Origin of the sequence: Micromonospora sp. NPDC049580 (assembly GCF_040675595.1) — a bacterium.
Classification (GTDB): domain Bacteria; phylum Actinomycetota; class Actinomycetes; order Mycobacteriales; family Micromonosporaceae; genus Micromonospora.
The window spans coordinates 1-8,076 of sequence record NZ_JBFAPG010000296.1 but is presented as its reverse complement, the minus strand read 5'-3'; the positions used below and the strand labels follow the sequence as shown (position 1 = coordinate 8,076).

7 protein-coding genes and 1 tRNA gene are annotated in these 8,076 nt (G+C 71.3%); 6 read left to right on the top strand and 2 right to left on the bottom strand.

Going from position 1 to position 8,076, the window contains the following annotated elements; genetic code table 11:
- The coding region (gene aceE / locus AB0J68_RS21710) for a pyruvate dehydrogenase (acetyl-transferring), homodimeric type (protein ID WP_363940210.1) at positions 1-2,624 on the bottom strand (2,624 nt) is incomplete at its 3' end.
- A gap of 186 nt (positions 2,625-2,810) precedes the next feature.
- Here aceE and AB0J68_RS21705 point away from each other — a divergent pair.
- From AB0J68_RS21705 to AB0J68_RS21680, 6 genes are all read left to right on the top strand, one after another.
- Positions 2,811-3,215 (top strand): YjbQ family protein, encoded by a 405-nt coding sequence (locus AB0J68_RS21705; RefSeq protein ID WP_354859494.1) that lies wholly within the window; start codon positions 2,811-2,813, stop codon positions 3,213-3,215.
- Positions 3,216-3,372: 157 nt separating this feature from the next.
- A complete protein-coding gene (locus tag AB0J68_RS21700; protein ID WP_354859502.1) occupies positions 3,373-3,777 on the top strand; it encodes a MarR family transcriptional regulator in 405 nt (134 codons plus the stop codon).
- Positions 3,778-3,828: 51 nt separating this feature from the next.
- Positions 3,829-6,327, top strand: coding sequence for a thiamine pyrophosphate-dependent enzyme (locus AB0J68_RS21695; RefSeq protein WP_363940208.1), 2,499 nt, complete (start codon positions 3,829-3,831; stop codon positions 6,325-6,327).
- Between the two features lie 112 nt (positions 6,328-6,439).
- Complete coding sequence (locus AB0J68_RS21690; RefSeq protein WP_007463483.1) at positions 6,440-6,877, top strand: DUF3052 domain-containing protein; 438 nt, start codon at positions 6,440-6,442, stop codon at positions 6,875-6,877.
- An 88-nt stretch (positions 6,878-6,965) separates the two neighbouring features.
- Complete coding sequence (locus AB0J68_RS21685) at positions 6,966-7,433, top strand: peroxiredoxin (protein WP_363940207.1); 468 nt, start codon at positions 6,966-6,968, stop codon at positions 7,431-7,433.
- A gap of 75 nt (positions 7,434-7,508) precedes the next feature.
- A tRNA-Val gene (locus tag AB0J68_RS21680) sits at positions 7,509-7,580 on the top strand.
- 141 nt (positions 7,581-7,721) lie between these two features.
- Here AB0J68_RS21680 and AB0J68_RS21675 read toward each other — a convergent pair.
- Positions 7,722-7,937, bottom strand: coding sequence for a GntR family transcriptional regulator (locus tag AB0J68_RS21675; protein ID WP_233578732.1), 216 nt, complete (start codon positions 7,935-7,937; stop codon positions 7,722-7,724).
- Between the last annotated feature and the right edge of the window lie 139 nt (positions 7,938-8,076).

The following is an 8,076-nucleotide window of genomic DNA, read 5'->3' as shown; positions in this document are numbered from 1 at the left end:
CGCAGCGTGGCGACCACGATCGACTCGGCGTCGACGTGGAAGTGCCGGCGCAGCGCGTGCCGGGTGTCCGACATGCCGAAGCCGTCGGTGCCCAGCGACGTGTAGTCGCCGGGTACCCAGCGGGCGATCAGGTCCGGTACGGCGCGCATCCAGTCGCTGACCGCGACCTTCGGCCCGTCCGCGTCGGCCAGCTTCTGCGCGACGTACGGCACCTTGGCCTCGGCGCCCGGGTTGAGCAGGTTGTACTCCTCGGTCTCCACCGCGTCGCGACGCAGCTCGGTCCAGGAGGTCACCGACCAGACGTCGGCGGCCACCCCCCAGTCCTGGGCGAGCAGCTGCTGGGCCTTGAGCGCCCACTGCATGCCGGTGCCGGAGGCGAGGACGTTGGCCTTCGGGCCGTCGACCTGCGGTGCCGGGGAGTAGCGGTAGATGCCCTTGAGCAGGCCCTCCACGTCCACCCCGGCCGGCTCGGCCGGCTGCAGGATCGGCTCGTTGTAGACCGTCAGGTAGTAGAAGACGTTCTCCTGCGCGTCCCCGTACATCCGGTGCAGGCCGGCTTCCATGATGTGCGCGATCTCGAAGGAGAACGCCGGGTCGTACGCGACCACCGCCGGGTTGGTGGCGGCGATCAGCAGCGAATGGCCGTCCTCGTGCTGCAGGCCCTCACCGTTGAGCGTCGTCCGACCGGCGGTCGCGCCGAGCAGGAAGCCCCGCGCCATCTGGTCGGCCGCCGCCCACAGCCCGTCGGCGGTCCGCTGGAACCCGAACATCGAGTAGAAGATGTACATCGGGATCATCGGCTCGTCGTGGGTGGCGTACGCCGAGCCCGCGGCGGTGAACGAGGCGACCGAACCGGCCTCGTTGATGCCCTCGTGCAGGATCTGCCCGGTCGTCGACTCCTTGTACGACAGGAACAGCTCCCGGTCGACCGAGGTGTAGCGCTGCCCGTGCGGCGAGTAGATCTTCGCGGTCGGGAAGATCGAGTCGAGGCCGAAGGTGCGGGCCTCGTCCGGGATGATCGGCACCCAGCGCTTGCCGAACTCCTTGTCCTTCATGATGTCCTTGAGCAGGCGGACGAAGGCCATCGTGGTGGCCACCTTCTGCTTGCCCGAGCCGCGCTTGACGTCGGCGAACCGCTCCGGACCGGGGATGGTCAGCCGCTTGGTGCTGGTCCGCCGCGACGGCAGGTAGCCGCCGAGCTGCTCGCGGCGCTCCTTCAGGTAGGCCAGCTCCTCGGACTTCTCACCGGGGTGGAAGTACGGCGGCAGGTAGGGGTTGTCCTCCAGCGCCTTGTCCGGGATGTCCAGGTAGAGCCGGTCGCGGAAGGTCTTCAAGTCCTCCAGCGTCAGCTTCTTCATCTGGTGGGTCGCGTTGCGGCCCTCGAAGTGCGAACCGAGCGTCCAGCCCTTGATCGTCTTCGCCAGGATGACCGTCGGCTGACCGGTGTGCTCGGTGGCCGCCTTGTAGGCCGCGTAGAGCTTGCGGTAGTCGTGCCCACCCCGCTTGAGGTTCCAGATCTCGTCGTCGCTCAGCGGCTCGACCATCTTGCGGGTCCGTGCGTCCCGGCCGAAGAAGTGCTCCCGCACGTACGCGCCGGACTCGGCCTTGTAGGTCTGGTAGTCGCCGTCGGTCGTGGTGTTCATGAGGTTGACCAACGCGCCGTCGGTGTCCGCGGCGAGCAGCGGGTCCCACTCACGGCCCCAGACCACCTTGATCACGTTCCAGCCGGCGCCCCGGAAGAACGACTCCAGCTCCTGCATGACCTTGCCGTTGCCCCGGACCGGGCCGTCCAGCCGCTGGAGGTTGCAGTTGATCACGAAGGTGAGGTTGTCCAGCTCCTCGCGGGCGGCCACACCGATCGCGCCCAACGTCTCCGGCTCGTCCATCTCGCCGTCGCCGAGGAACGCCCACACGTGCTGCTGCGAGGTGTCCTTGATGCCGCGGTGCTGCAGGTACCGGTTGAACCGGGCCTGGTAGATCGCGTTCAGGCCGCCGAGGCCCATCGAGACGGTGGGGAACTCCCAGAAGTCCGGCATCAGCCGCGGGTGCGGGTACGACGGCAGCCCGCCGCCCGGATGCGACAGCTCCTGGCGGAACCCGTCGAGCTGGTGCTCGCTGAGCCGCCCCTCCAGGAACGCCCGCGCGTACATGCCGGGGGAGGCGTGGCCCTGGTAGTAGATCTGGTCGCCGCCGCCCGGGTGGTTCTTGCCCCGGAAGAAGTGGTTGAAGCCCACCTCGTAGAGCGACGCCGAGCTGGCGAAGGTGGAGATGTGGCCGCCGACGCCGATCTCCGGGCGCTGCGCCCGGTGCACCAGCATGGCGGCGTTCCACCGCACGTACGCCCGGATGCGCCGCTCGACGTGCTCGTCACCCGGGAACCAGGGTTCCTGCTCCGGCGGGATGGTGTTGATGTAGTCGGTGGTGGTCAGGGGCGGAACCCCGACCTGGCGCTCACGGGCCCGCTCCAGCAGGCGCAGCATGACGTAGCGGGCGCGTTTGGCGCCGCGCTCGTCGATGACACCGTCAAGCGACTCGACCCATTCGCTGGTCTCTTCAGGGTCGATGTCCGGAAGCTGGCTCGGTAGGCCGTCGCTGATCACCGGGCGCTTGCGTTCCGTAGCCACAGGCGTTCCCTCGGTTGTGTGTGGGATAGGTCTCTAGCGCCATCCTGCCCCCTGGTGGCACCCGTCGTCACGTCTAGGTGCCCCCGACGCGATGCTGAACACAGGTACCCGTCGGTAACTTAGCGCGACGACCCTTCCTTTCCCCATGCACCGGGGCTCCCTGCCCGCTGCGGCAGAATGCGACGTATGCGCAGTGACGTGATCACCGTCCAGACCGGGACCCGGCCGGCCGTCCGGGACATCACCGCCGAGGCCCAGAGCTTCGTCTCCGGCGAGGGAGACGGCCTGCTGCACGTCTTCGTGCCGCACGCCACCGCCGGGCTGGCGATCATCGAGACCGGATCGGGCTCCGACGACGACCTGCTCACCGCCCTCGACGCGCTGCTGCCCACCGACAACCGCTGGCGGCACCGGCACGGCTCGCCCGGCCACGGCCGGGACCACGTGCTGCCGGCCTTCGTCCCGCCGTACGCGACGCTGCCGGTGCTCGACGGACGCCTCGCCCTGGGCACCTGGCAGTCCATCTGCCTGGTCGACACCAACGGCGACAATCCCACCCGCCAGGTCCGCTTCTCCTTCCTCCCCGCCTGACCCCCCGGGCGATCATGGTCGCCGTGTGGGGTCGCACCTGATCGTTGAGCTGGGCGGTCGTCGTGGTGCGTACGATGTGGCGGTGGCACCGGAGGTGGTTTCCGCGGCGGGTCGACCGGTGGACCGGGCCGGCCTCGCGGCCGACGTGGTGCGCCGGATGGCACACCTGACCGCCTCGCTGCGACACCGGCAGGGCACCGCGTTCGCCGAGTTGGGGCTCACCCCGGCCACGGCCCGGGCGTTGCACGAGCTGGACCCGGACCGTCCACTGCCCGCCCGGGATCTCGCCGATCGGCTGGGCTGCGACCGGTCCAACGTGACGGCGCTTGTCGACCGGCTGGAGCAGGCCGGCCTGGTCGAGCGTCGTACCGACCCGACCGACCGCCGGCAGAAGACGCTCGTGGTGACCGAGGACGGCCGGGGCGTGCGGGACCGGGTGACCGAGGTGATGTCCGACTCCCGACTCCTGGCCGGGCTGAGTGACCAGGAGCTGTCCACCCTGCGTGACCTGGTGTGGAAGGTGTCCGACGGCGGCTGTCCGGAGCCGTGCGACCCGGCGTGAGTCGACCCGCGCCGGCCGTGTCCCACTGGGCGAGCATGGCCTGCGTCGGTAATGCTGTCGGACGTGACCACCCCGCAAGATCTCGACGACCGGTTCCGGGAGACGCTGGCGGCGCTGCCCGCCGCGCAGCGGAGGCGTGACCCCGCCGACCCGGTCACCGACGACGCCCCGCTGACCGGCGCGCAGCTGCTGGACCTGTTCGACGCGCAGGTGACCAGCCGCCAGCTCGACCTCGCCGGTCGTTGGCTGCGCAGTTTCGGGGAGGGTTTCTACACCATCGGCTCGGCCGGGCACGAGGGCAACGCGGCGGTCGCCGCCGCGCTGCGCCCCACCGACCCGGCGTTGCTGCACTACCGCTCCGGGGCGTTCTACTGCGTGCGGGCGGCCCAGGTCGCCGACGCCACGACGCCGACCGACACCGCCGACGCCGAACCGGCCACCGGCCGGGAGCCGGCCGCCGACCCGAAGCGGGCAACCGACCAGGAGTCAGCCACCGCGCGGGAGGCTGCCGCCGACCCGGAGCCGGCCGCGGAGCCCGAGCCGGCCGGGTCCGAGCGGCCCACCGGCGGGTTCGCGGCGTACGCCGAGGCGGCCCGGGACGTGCTGCGCGGAATGGTCGCCTCCAGCGAGGAGCCGATCGCCGGTGGCCGGCACAAGGTGTTCGGCCGCGCCGACCTGGCGATCGTGCCGACCACCTCCACCATCGCCTCGCACCTGCCCCGCGCGGTCGGGATGGGGCTGGCCGTGGAGCGGCTGCGCCGGCTGGACACCGTCGGGCGGCGTGCCGGGGCCGGGGTACGGGTCGGCAGCGGGGCCGGCGCGGCGCACGCCCCCTGGCCGCCGGACGCCATCGTGGTCTGCTCGTTCGGCGACGCGTCGGTCAACCACGCCAGCGCCACCGCCGCCTTCAACACCGCCGGCTGGTACGACCACGCCGGGCTGCGCATCCCGGTGCTCTTCGTCTGCGAGGACAACGGGCTGGGCATCAGCGTCCGCTCGCCGGAGGGCTGGGTGGAGGCGACGCTGCGCGCCAAACCGGGCATCCACTACTTCAGCGTCGACGGGGCCGACCCGGTGCGAACGTACGAGGTGGCGCAGGAGGCCGCTGCCTGGGTACGCCGGCACCGGCGGCCGGCCGTACTGCACCTGCGCACGGTCCGGCTGATGGGCCACGCCGGGGCGGACGCGGAGTCGGCGTACCGCAGCCCCGCCGAGCTGGCCGAGGACCTTCAGCGGGATCCGGTGGCCGCCACCGCCCGGCTGCTCGTCGACGCCGGTGTGGCGACCGCCGACGAACTGCTGGCCCGGTACGACGAGACCGGCTGGCAGGTCCGCCGGCTGGCCGAGGAGGTGCTGGGCGAGCCGAAGCTGGCCTCCGCCGCCGACGTGGTGTCGGCGCTGGCGCCCCGCCGCCCGGTGCGGGTGGCGCGGGCGGTGGCCGACGCGGCGGCACGGGCCAGCGGGCCGGGCTCGGCGGCGCGGGAGGAGGCGTTCGGGGGCAAACCGCCGGAGCTGGCCGGCCCGCTCACCCTGGCGCAGAGCATCAACGCGGCGCTCGCCGACGGGCTGCTCGACCACCCCCAGATGGCCGTCTTCGGCGAGGACGTGGCCGCCAAGGGTGGCGTGTACGGCGTGACGAAGGGCCTGCGGGACCGGTTCGGCCCGGCCCGGGTCTTCGACACCCTGCTCGACGAGACGTCGGTGCTCGGGCTGGGCCTCGGCGCCGGGCTGGCCGGGATGCTGCCGGTGCCGGAGATCCAGTACCTGGCGTACCTGCACAACGCCGAGGACCAGCTGCGCGGCGAGGCCGCGACCATGCAGTTCTTCTCGCGGGGCGCCTTCCGCAACCCGATGGTCGTGCGGGTGGCCGGGCTGGCGTACCAGGAGGGGTTCGGCGGGCACTTCCACAACGACAACTCGGTGGCCGTACTCCGGGATGTGCCGGGTCTGGTGATCGCGGTGCCGGCGCGGCCGGACGACGCCGCGCCCATGCTGCGGACCTGCCTGGCGAGCGCGGCGGTGGACGGCAGCGTCTGCGTGTTCCTGGAGCCCATCGCGCTCTACCACACCCGCGACCTGTACGCCGAGGGTGACGGGGAGTGGCTGGCCGGCTATCCGGAGCCCGGCTCGTGGGTGGCCGGGCACGTGCCGGTCGGCCGGGCCCGGGTCTACCGGGTCGGCTCGGCCGATGACCTGACCATCATCACCTTCGGTAACGGGGTACGGATGTCACTGCGGGCCGCCGCCGTCCTCGCCGAGGAGGGGGTGGGCACCCGCGTGGTGGATCTGCGCTGGCTGGCGCCCCTGCCGGTGGCCGACATCATCCGGGAGTCCTCGGCGACCGGCCGGGTGCTGGTGGTGGACGAGACACGCCGCTCCGGCGGGGTCGGCGAGGGGGTGATCGCCGCGCTGGTCGACGCCGGATACGTGGGTGCCGCGCGGCGGGTGGCCGGAGTTGACTCTTTTGTACCATTGGGTCCGGCAGCCCGTCATGTTCTGGTCTCCCCGGAAGCCATTACCGACGGTGCCCGTACGCTGCTGGCACGGTAAATTCCGTTCCACCCGGTGCGCCACTTGCGCGCAGAGGCACAACTGTGTGGACTTTGCCTGACGGCGTCGGTCCGACGCCGCGAGCAGGGACGAAATGAGGAGGCACGCGACAGTGAGCGCGACCGCTGGTCAGGCCGCCGACGGGGTACGCAGCCTGGCGGACCGGTTCGGCATCGAACCGGGGATGGTCGTCATGGAGATGGGGTACGACGACGACGTCGACCAGGATCTCCGCGACGCCCTGACCGACCGCTGTGGAGATCTGGTCGACGAGGACACCGACGAGGTGGTCGACGCGGTGCTGGTGTGGTACCGCGACGGCGACGGTGACCTCTTCGAGCTGCTCGTCGACGCCCTCGGCCCGCTGGCCGACAACGGGGTCGTGTGGCTGCTCACCCCGAAGGCGGGGCGCGACGGGCACGTTGAGCCGAGTGAGGTCGCGGAGTCCGCGCCCACCGCCGGCCTCCAGCAGACCTCGACCGTCAACGCCGGCCGGGACTGGAGCGGCGCCCGCCTGGTGCTGCGCCGTGGGGCCAAGGCCAAGAAGTAGCCCGTCATCGCTTTCTCGCGCCCGGCGGTCCGCACCGCCGGGTGTGGCAGGCTGGCGTCGTCCCCCGACTCGACCCCGAGGAGTGCTCATGCCGATCGAGGTTGGCGCCGAGGCGCCGGACTTCGTGCTGAAGGACCAGAACAACCAGGAGGTCCGCCTGTCGGACTTCCGGGGCCGGCGCACCGTGCTGCTGGTCTTCTACCCGCTGGCGTTCACCGGCACCTGCCAGGGCGAGCTGGCCGAGGTGCGGGACAACCTCGACGAGTACGTGAACGACGACGTCCAGGTGCTGACGGTCAGCGTCGACTCGGCCTACAGCCACAAGATCTGGGCCGACCGGGAGGGCTACCAGTTCCCGATGCTTGCCGACTTCTGGCCGCACGGCGCCGTCGCCCAGGCGTACGGGGTCTTCAACGAGGTGGCCGGCTTCGCCAACCGGGGCACCTTCGTCATCGACAAGGCCGGCGTGGTCCGCTTCGCCGAGATGAACGGCCCCGGCGAGGCCCGCGACCAGCAGGGCTGGCGCGAGGCCATCGCCGACGCGACCGCCGGATAGGGGTACGCCGTGCGGCCGGGCCGGCGGCGAGCAGGTAGGCTTGCCAGCCACCGGCCCGCCGCACACGGGCGATCCGGGCGCGTAGCTCAGTGGGAGAGCACCCGCCTTACAAGCGGGGGGTCGCAGGTTCGAAACCTGCCGCGCCCACCCTTCGCCACCAGCGGAAACCGCCCCGAGAAGATCAGTTCCCGGGGCGGTGACAGCAGCGAGGTCTACGAGAGCCGTCCGTCGAACGCCTGACGCATCGCGTCAAGGTTGGCAGCAGCCATCCCGTGGCCAGCGGCCCGGCTACTCCGCGACGAAGACTCCCACGCCGGGCAGGGTCTCGGTCATACCTTTGATCCGCAACACCTGCATGGCGCGGTCGATCACCGGCTCAGTAACCCCGTAGTGCTCGATCAACTCTCGCCGACTGGGCAGTTTGGAGCCCGGCTGGAACTCGCCTGACGCGATGCGTTCGGCGAGGTCGTCGGCGATCTGTTCGTAGCGGTAACGCGGTGGCACGTGGTTCTCCTCGGTTGGCAACACGAGTAGACCACCTACGTCAGCCCTTGACTACCCAACGGTACCTCTGGGGGTTTTGCCGAGGAGGTCGATTCCCTCGGTTGGCGCTGTGGGCCGTCCTCGCCGGCGTGGATGTCCG